This window comes from Mucilaginibacter flavus (assembly GCF_030409315.1).
Taxonomy (GTDB): Bacteria; Bacteroidota; Bacteroidia; order Sphingobacteriales; family Sphingobacteriaceae; genus Mucilaginibacter; species Mucilaginibacter flavus.
In genome coordinates this window covers 1-4912 of record NZ_JAUFPS010000065.1, presented here as the reverse complement: position 1 = coordinate 4912, position 4912 = coordinate 1, and the positions used below count along the sequence as shown (strand labels likewise).

The window sequence follows — 4912 nt, the reverse complement described above, 5'->3', positions numbered from 1 at the left end:
AGCGTATTTGGGATTAATCTATATTTGTAAACAACTAACAGGATTAAAGAAAAAAAACGTAAACTTTTTTCAGGACGAGACATGAAAAGAAATCCCTTAATCCGATAAATCTGCTTAATCCAGGTTCAGACAATATTCTGAAAATTCTGATTCAGACAATTCTGATTTAAACAATGGTGTTAGAAGAGGGACTATTGGACTTTGAGACTGGCCGATTATTGGATTTTGGACGAAGTTACTTTGGCAGTTTCTTTAACAACCGTTGCGGTTTTGTTTCGATTTGAAAAATATGACAAACTCTTTCACCTGTTGCGAACGCAACACAAAAAAAACATTTAAAAAGTCTTAACTCTTGATTCTTGCCTCTTGATTCTAAACTGAGCTACTTTTGGAGCGCCTGGTATTTATTACCGTTAGATGGATCGGCCTGGAGGAGTATGTTCATGGCCTGGATGCGTTCCTGCGGATCGGCTTTGCTGTATAGTGATACAAACTCATCGCTTTTGGCGGTATAAAATATAAGCGGGAACATGGAGCCTACACGTTGCCTGTCAACCTGTTGCAGGGTTGGCAACATGGAGGTGATAAACTTGCGGCCTTTGCCGGCGTTATCGGCCATAATATCAAGTCCGCCGCGGTGGTAATCGTACATAAAGCCACGTAGGGGATCGTAAATTTTATTGTTCAGGTTTTCTGATAGCCAATATCGGTTAATATTACCGTCAAAAGCTTTCCAGCCTTTGTACGATCCGGTTTGGGCGTTATTAACAACTGTTTGCGCTGCCGCGAAATATGGGCTGCCCCCATTACGCGAAAAAGTATCATAATCCATTCCCACTATGATATAAGCGTAAAACGCCATCACCGAACTTAGGTTGCCCTGGAAACTTTGGTCGGTATAATCAACCGTTTGCCCTTCGTTGTAGGTAAAATCAACGTCCCTATCGTTGAGGTTGATAAGGGTAGATGTATATGATGATCCGTACACTGGTCTTGATGATTGTACCTGCAACTCGCCGCTAAAAGTACTGCCGCCATCCCAGCTGGTAATGTTCAATACAAAATTACAATCAATACGTTCCTGGGGTAGAATTGGGTCGGCGCTCCATTTACGGCCGTTTAAAAAATCCTTCATGGCGGTTTCCAAAGTTTGGAAAATACGCTTATTACTTACCTGTATTTTGGGCGATACTACCGATACACGGGCATTAAGGTCCTGCGCCAGTGTGTAAAAGCCCGGCAAAGCCAGTAATATAAAAAGGAATAATTTTTTCATCCGTTTATGAGTTCAACAACTTTAAGGCAAATATCTTTGGCTACATCCTCCTTGCTTTTCAATTCAAAGGTTGTTTTTTGCAGCTGGCGGTCAATAATGGTTATTTTGTTGGTATCCTTTTTAAAACCAGCCCCGGCATCGTTTAACGAATTTAATACAATAAAATCCAAATTTTTCTTTTGCAATTTAGTTATTGCATTCATTTCTTCGTCGTTGGTTTCCAAAGCGAAACCAACCAGGACCTGACCGTCTGCTTTTTGTTCGCCAAGGGTTTTCAGGATATCGGTAGTGCTTTTAAGTTCGATGTTCAGGCTTGCATCTTTTTTCTTGATCTTTTGTCCCGCAACATTCACCGGGGTATAATCGGCAACAGCGGCGCTCATGATGCAGGCTTTGGCGGCAGGGTAGTAGGTTAAGCAAGCCTCCAGCATCTGGGCGGCCGATGTAACATCAATCCGGTTAATATTTTGTTGTTTGCTCGCCTGCGCCGTAGGTCCGGTAATAAGGATAACATCGGCCCCCATAGCCGCCAGCTCATCGGCAATGGCAAAGCCCATTTTACCTGATGAATGGTTGCCAATAAAACGCACCGGATCAATAGCCTCGTAAGTAGGCCCCGCGGTAACAATAATCTTCCGATTAGCTAAAAGGTGTTTTTTTTTTAACGTGGCCGATAAGAAAGCAACAATCTCCTCTGGTTCTGCCAACCTGCCTTCGCCATAAAGGCCACTGGCCAGCTCGCCGTTCCCCGGTGATATCATGATATTTCCAAAGGATTGCAAGCGGGTAACATTTTGACGCGTTGCCGGGTGCAGCCACATATCCAAATCCATGGCCGGCGCAAAGTACACCTGGCATTTGGCCGAAAGGTAAACGGCACTCAATAAATTATCGCAAATACCGTTGGCCATTTTTGCCAAAGTGTTTGCTGTAGCCGGAGCAACAACAAGCATATCGGCCCAAAGGCCAAGCTCTACGTGGTTATTCCACTCGCCGGTTTCTGTTTTAAAATAATCAACCAGCGCTGGTTTTTTTGATAGGGTAGATAAAGTGAGCGGAGTAATGAAGCTGGTGGCGTCCTTAGTCATTACCACCTGCACGTTTGCACCGGCTTTAACCAACAGCCTTACCAGCAATGCCGATTTGTATGCAGCTATGCTACCGCAAACTCCTAATATGATGTTTTTACCTTCTAAAGTCAAAATTTAAAATTCTAAAGTCAAAAATGACGCTTTAGCGTGTAATGCGAATATATCAATTTTAAAATCCAACGCCCTAATGTAACCGGATAGGCTTTTGAATTTTGACTTTTGAGTTTGCCGCAATGTGAATATAACTAAAAAACAAAAGCCAAAATTCAAAAGTCACCTTACTGATCACTTTTGAATTTTGACTTTTGAATTTTGACTTAACGAAGCTTATGCTTCTTTGCTTGGGTTACGGTAGTAAACTTTATCTTCTAAAAACTCCTGAACTGCAACCAATGATGGTTTAGGCAATTTTTCGTAGTATTTAGAGATCTCAATTTGCTCACGGTTTTCAAAAACCTCTTCCAGGTTATCGTTTGATGAAGCAAACTCAGATAGTTTCTGGTGTAACTCTTCTTTAATATTGTTTGATATCTGGTTCGCTCTTTTTGACATGATCACAAGCGACTCATATATATTGTTGGTGTTTACATCCAATTCGCGCAAATCGCGGGTTACAGTGCTACTCGCAACTGTTGGTTTGTTGGTGTTATTTGCTGACATATCTTTATTTTTTACTATTATATACTATTGAGGAATTTTTTGACTTTGATTTTTTTCAGATACTGGCTGTACTTTAACTGTATCCTTTTTCGCTAACTTCTCTGCCAGTTTTCTATCTGTTAAAGCTTCTGCCAATACCCGGTTAGCTTCGGCTATACCATCGTGGCTATCTTTAGCATAGCCTTTTACTTCTTTGCCGTATTTACTTGTGGGGAATTTATCAGTAAACTGATCGGCATAAGTAATATCCTGCTCAAAGCGCTCAACCTGTTTAGTTTCAAAACTATGGTACGCATATTGATATTGGGCTTTGATGGCTAAATATTCAACTTCCTCACCATATTTGGTGTCGGGATAATCACGTAGAACGTTATTAAGCGCAATCACTGCCGACTGAAAATCGCCGATAGTTAAATACAATTTGGCATTTTCGTAGGCCTTTTGCTCCAGTTTATCGCGTAGGTTCTGGATCAGCTTGCTGGCCTCAGTAACACGGTCGCTTTTAGGGTATAAGTTAATAAACAACTGCAGTGTTTCAATAGCCTTTAAAGTATTCTCCTGGTCAAGCGAGTAAGTAGGCGAATCCAGGTAGTAGCAATATGCCGAAAAGAAACGGCATTCCTCTGCTCTTGGGCTCGATGGATAAGTATCCGCAAACGTTTTAAAGTGAAACCTTGCCGATGTATAGTCCTTTAATTTATAGTTGGTAAAGGCGTAGTAGTAAAACAAATCTTCAGCTGCACTACGGCCACGGTAGCGCTCAACCAATACATCAAATAAACCAAGGGCTTTTTGATAGTCCTGTTTATTATAGTATTTAATGGCTTCCTGGTATTTTTTGGCGTAATCGTTACTCGCTCTTAACTTTTCGTATTTGCTTTTACAACTTCCCAGTGTAATAATTAACAGGGCTAAAACACAGGTAAATAACGTTAGTTGCTTTTTAAACATTTTGCAAAGATAGGTGATTAATATAAATCAGACAATTATTTATTTGGGTGCTAATATATAACGTGTTTCCGGCACCTTATATACGTAGTTTAGCATTTAACATCTTTTAACTATTGCTTGCAATTGCGTGTTGCCAGGTACCACTTCTTTATAAACTCGTACTATATAGTAGTAAACGCGCTTATATACATTAATTATATGCGAGGCTCTTTTCTTAAGTCGCTATCCTTATTGTATGTAGTATATATACAGCAATGTCTTGATTCTAATCTCTTGGTTCTTTCCCCGTGGCGTATCCCCGGCCGGTAGAAGCTGGGGCCGGGCTATACACTTATACGCCTGCAGGCCTTAGGCGCTATGGCCGGTATTCGTTACTATTCCTTACGCAGGTTATGCTTAATAATATACTTTCAGGTCAGATAAGGACATTCAATTGCTTTCCCGGCGATTATTTGGCTTAAGATATATGTTTAAATGAGGCAAAAAAATTGATGAATTCGATAATAAAGGTCAGTTTGCGCATGCATTTCTGCACTTTCCGAAGTCTTTTCTAATTTTTTCCACCTGATATCAAGGGCATTGCGATTTACTATTAAGAAAGTGTTAAAAAGAGTTTGCTTGGGTGTTAAAAGAATGTACCTTTGCAACCCGCAAACGAGATAGGCGGGGCTTGTTCTTAGAAAGGTTATTGAAGATAGGGGTTTTTGCAGGGGAGGATTAGGAGAGTAAGCAAAACGAAAAGCCTAAAAAAAAAACTTCAGATAAAATTTCGGAAATAAGAAAAGGTTGCTACCTTTGCAGCCCGCTACGGAGGACGGAAGTCAAGAAGGAAACGGGTTCAGAACTTTAAGATTTCGAAAGAAATAAAACGAAAAAAAGTTTTGGAGAATCGGAAAGGTTTGCTACCTTTGCCAACCCAAACGGAAGGGTGCTT

General features: G+C 40.7%; 4 protein-coding genes. All 4 read right to left on the bottom strand.

What is annotated here, in order from left to right; genetic code table 11:
- Nucleotides 1-382: 382 nt before the first annotated feature.
- The 4 genes from porD to QWZ17_RS23385 all read right to left on the bottom strand — a co-directional run bounded on the left by porD (nt 383) and on the right by QWZ17_RS23385 (nt 3978).
- On the bottom strand, nt 383-1276 hold the full coding sequence (porD, locus tag QWZ17_RS23400) for a type IX secretion system protein PorD (protein ID WP_290307745.1): 894 nt from the start codon (nt 1274-1276) through the stop codon (nt 383-385).
- Nucleotides 1273-2478 (bottom strand): bifunctional phosphopantothenoylcysteine decarboxylase/phosphopantothenate--cysteine ligase CoaBC, encoded by a 1206-nt coding sequence (gene coaBC / locus QWZ17_RS23395; protein WP_290307744.1) that lies wholly within the window; start codon nt 2476-2478, stop codon nt 1273-1275. Before coaBC ends, porD begins: the two co-directional genes overlap by 4 nt.
- A 216-nt stretch (nt 2479-2694) precedes the next feature.
- Nucleotides 2695-3027 carry a DNA-directed RNA polymerase subunit omega gene (locus tag QWZ17_RS23390; RefSeq protein WP_290307743.1) on the bottom strand — a complete coding sequence of 111 codons (333 nt, stop codon included), beginning with the start codon at nt 3025-3027 and terminating at the stop codon, nt 2695-2697.
- Nucleotides 3028-3051: 24 nt separating this feature from the next.
- Complete coding sequence (locus QWZ17_RS23385; protein ID WP_290307742.1) at nt 3052-3978, bottom strand: outer membrane protein assembly factor BamD; 927 nt, start codon at nt 3976-3978, stop codon at nt 3052-3054.
- Nucleotides 3979-4912 lie beyond the last annotated feature (934 nt).